Here is a 263-nt window from a genome sequence, read left to right as displayed (position 1 = left end):
CAAACGAACTTTCCCCGTTGGTTGTAGCACCTGGTTTACTGGCGCTTCCTGGTTTGGGCCTGTTGCATCCTAAAACTGTTCCAGTTGCTAGCACGCTGTTAGTCATTGCATTCACGTGACCTAAAGTACCCACAAGTAAAACTTCTTGAGTAGCGCTTAAATAAGGACGTAAATGTTGAATTGGTAATTGAAAAGGGATGTTTTGAAGAACTATCGGTTGCCCTTGCTTGCGAAAAAGCCCGCCCCCATCGTCGGATAAAAGC

At 45.6% G+C, this 263-nt stretch carries 1 protein-coding gene; it reads right to left on the bottom strand.

The window, feature by feature from the left end; all coding sequences use genetic code 11:
- A partial coding sequence (locus tag MiSe_RS50255; protein WP_226595114.1) for a hypothetical protein occupies window positions 1-263 on the bottom strand: 263 nt, incomplete at both ends.

Origin of the sequence: Microseira wollei NIES-4236 (assembly GCF_020521235.1) — a bacterium.
Classification (GTDB): Bacteria; Cyanobacteriota; Cyanobacteriia; order Cyanobacteriales; family Aerosakkonemataceae; genus Microseira; species Microseira wollei.
Note: the sequence above shows the minus strand (reverse complement) of the source record. Positions and strands in the feature narration are given on the sequence as shown.